Source organism: Pseudoalteromonas sp. MMG013 (assembly GCF_018100885.1).
Taxonomy (GTDB): Bacteria; Pseudomonadota; Gammaproteobacteria; order Enterobacterales; family Alteromonadaceae; genus Pseudoalteromonas; species Pseudoalteromonas aurantia.
Map to the genome: position 1 here is coordinate 1 of NZ_JAGJEE010000065.1, position 2,991 is coordinate 2,991.

General features: G+C 36.5%; 2 protein-coding genes. Both read left to right on the forward strand.

Annotated features, from left to right (window positions below):
- Positions 1 to 267 precede the first annotated feature (267 nt).
- The gene (locus J8L98_RS24275) at positions 268 to 873 is read left to right on the forward strand and encodes a DUF998 domain-containing protein (protein WP_210998633.1); all 606 of its coding nucleotides are present in this window, start codon (positions 268 to 270) and stop codon (positions 871 to 873) included.
- 618 nt (positions 874 to 1,491) lie between these two features.
- Positions 1,492 to 2,901: a pentapeptide repeat-containing protein gene (locus J8L98_RS24280; RefSeq protein WP_210998634.1), complete on the forward strand. Its 1,410-nt coding sequence runs from the start codon at positions 1,492 to 1,494 to the stop codon at positions 2,899 to 2,901.
- Positions 2,902 to 2,991 lie beyond the last annotated feature (90 nt).

Genomic DNA, 2,991 nt, shown 5'->3' on the forward strand with positions numbered 1-2,991 from the left:
CAATTAAATAAGGATAATGATCTTTCCTCGCTTTAGAGGACACCTCGTAAAAAGAGGATACATTAAGAAGAGTAGGGCCATTTCAGCCAAAATAAAGCCACAAAAACCCGCCGCTAAGACCGATAAAATAACATAATAAAAATCAAAGTGGAAAGCCACTAAACGATTGAATTGAAATAGGAACTCGGCTATGGTTGAGGCATCAATAAAAAATAAATTATAACGAGTAATTCTACAGGCTCGTTAGTTTACAAAGGGAGTTTGGTGGTGTTTGAGAGTATTGCGGTCTATTCAGGATTAATTGCAACAATCTGGATTTTCATTGGTGTTTATGTAGCAAGTAGGTTTTATACTGGTTACAGTCATTCTAAGCAATTTTGTAGTGAGTTAGGCGCGACTGGTAGCCCAACTGAAAAATTATCTCCTTTAATTAATAATTATCCTCTTGGTTTTCTATTTTGCTTTTTCGGTTGGTATCTGGCTCAACTCTCAAATGTTTCAACTTTAGTGAATGTTGTGGGTTGGTTAGTCATAGTTCATGGTGTTGGTACATGGGTCGCAGGTTACTTCCCAATGGACGCCGATCCATTTACTAAGAATCCAACTTTTAATTGTAAAGTGCATTCTTGGGCAGGTTTTATCATGTTGCTTTCATTAGTTGTAGCACCAATATTAATTGTTATAAGTCCAACAACTGAAATTATCCCATTATATTTCCGTATTTTTTCATTATTTTCTGTTGTCGCTACTGTTTATTATCTTTTCGCAATGGCTAAAGCTGTAAAATCCCAAAGCAATCCAGGCATCCATCAGCGTATTTCATATGGCTTTCAGCTAATTTGGCTAAGTGTTTTTTCATTAGTATTGGTGTAAATGTAAACTAATACATATGAACCTTCTCGGGTAGCAAAGCAAAATTTAGAAGACACCCAACGTAAATTGATTGTAACTTTTGAATAGATGTCACTTATGACTAAAAAGAAACAGGCAGCCGCCGCGTCACCATCTCCACACTGGCCTTGTGAAGTATGCAAAATCGGGGTCTTACGATTTAGCGAAATAGTTAATTCAAGTGAAGAGATAATAAAAATAGCACGAATGAGTTAGCAGCAGAGCTTGCTTAATCAAATCAATGCGTTAACCAGCTTAAGTGTTCGGGCTATAAAAGTGCGTGCGTGGTGATAATATCATTGATAAATCAGCGAAAATTAGCTCTAATGGCAAGATAAAACGCACTGAGTAATGCAGGGATGGCTTAAGCGCGAAAGACAAGCCGATAAAATAGGCGTAAGACACCTTATGCTACTAAAAGCAAATTCCAATAGCATAAATAACACCAACTCTGACAAACAGAGCAGGCAGCGGCTTAGTCCAACAAGCGATTATGCAGCACAAACAACGTGCCGCATAAATACTAAATAGTTATGTGCACGAGTACATCTTTAAATAAGCGGCCTTTTGCTGACTATCGGAATTTTTATGTAGGTTGTTATGGATATATCTGAGTTATTAAATCTTGTTGAAGTTCATGAAAATTGGGTTAATTTTCCCGAACAGAAGAATATTGAACAGAATGAAAATGAATCAAAAAGATTAGCTCTATCCGGTGAGAAATTAAGAAAGATTGTACTAAAAGACAGAGTTTTATCGAAAGCTGAAATTTTGAATTCTGACTTTTTACACTCGGTACTTGATAATTGTGATTTTAGCGAGAGCAATCTTACAGGGTCTAGATTTAGAGAAGTTTCTTTCATTGATACGCAGTTTGTCAGTGCAAATCTTTCAAGTACTATACTTAATCGTGCAAATCTAACCTCTTCAAACCTAAATAATTCGAAACTTACAGGAGCAGATTTAAATGGGTCAATATTTTTAAATGCGAAGATCGCCAACGCCGACCTTAGACGTGTTTCAGCAAAGTATGCTGATTTCACGAACGCAAGGTTGAATGGTTCAAAGGTTGAGAATTCTGACCTAAGTAAAGCTTGCTTTAAGGGAGCTAACGCTTCGAAAACCAGCTTCAAGAATTGTATGCTAGACGAGGCTGATTTTCGAGGTGCAAACTTATATGACACTAGTTTTTTAGACGCTTCTATGCGGCTAACAAAATTTGATTCTAGACAACAACTTAAGCAGTTGAGAAGTAAACTAACAGAGGAACAATTACAGTCTGTATTATTTGATGATGAGATCAACTACAAACCTGAAGGAAATGAAGAAGGACTTTTGCAAGTAATTTTAGATGGGAAAAATATATCGCCTATTAATTTGTCCTATCTTCTGGTTTCCTTGAACGCCACGTATAACAATCTTTTGTATATGGTTGACACGAATGACTCAATTACTGAAATAAAAAGAAACATTCACCCATACTACTCCTCAACAAGAGCCAGTGATGATTTGTACATAAAGCAAATAGTCAAGGGTTCAATAATAATTGACTTTGTCACTTATGTTGGAGGAGGTGCTGTTATTTTAAAACTCATTGGAGATTTAATACCGAAGATCAGCGCTGAAATAAGAGGGTTCAAAGCTCTGCCAACAAAAAGGAAACGTGAACTAGAGGAAAGAGCTCTTGAGCTAGATGTTCAAATAAAGGAGGTAGAGTTACAAGAAAAACAACTTTCACTGGAGGTCAAAAGAAATAATTTGGTTGCCAGTGAAAACCACGAAACTGATCGTGTTCACGTAGAGCATATCAAAGAAAAGTTAGAACTCAATGATATAGTAGATACTCTCCAGTTCAATAGTCATATAAAGCTTGATGATACCGTACCACTTGTAAAAGAAGGGGCAGTACCATTACTTAATGTTCTGTATAAATATGAAGGGATGGGGTTTAAGATTAAATCGTCTTATCAAGGAAATGCACATAACAAGAAAAAGCAGTCGGACGCATAAATGCGCCGCTGTTTTTGGCGTTGAGGCTGTGGAATTACTCGCTTCAGGAACTAATTCTACATAGTTACACCTGTTCGTTTTTTAACCTTG

Coding starts and splice junctions, on each gene's coding strand:
- J8L98_RS24280 (WP_210998634.1), top strand. CDS start 1,492: ATGGATATATCTGAGTTATTAAATCTTGTTGAAGTTCATGAAAATTGG.